At 63.3% G+C, this 341-nt stretch carries 1 pseudogene; it reads right to left on the reverse strand.

The window, feature by feature from the left end:
* A pseudogene (locus EN845_RS34210) lies at positions 1–341 on the reverse strand (IS630 family transposase); the annotation flags it as partial.

Below are 341 nucleotides of genomic sequence, written 5' to 3' on the forward strand. Positions count from 1 at the left end.
CGGCCCCCAACCGCGCAGCGGCGCCATGTTGGTCTTGATCCAGGTTTCGTCGATGAAGACCAACTGCCGTGGGTCGAGACCGGACTGCCAGGAACGCCAGCGTTGTCGCCGTCGCGCGATGTCAGCGCGGGCTTGCTCAAGGGCCAACAGCGTTTTTTTTGAACCGCAAACCTTCGCGCCGCAGGAACTGCCACACCGTGTCGTGCGATACCTTCACACCGCGCGCCGCAAGTTCGTCCTTTAGCCGATGCAGCGACAGATGCGGCGTCTGATTGATCCGCTCCACGATGAAGGCCCGGTGCGGCTCCAGAACCCGCTTGCGATGGCCGCCCATCTTGCCA

The sequence above is a fragment of the Mesorhizobium sp. M8A.F.Ca.ET.202.01.1.1 genome (genome assembly GCF_004791595.1).
GTDB lineage: Bacteria > Pseudomonadota > Alphaproteobacteria > Rhizobiales > Rhizobiaceae > Mesorhizobium.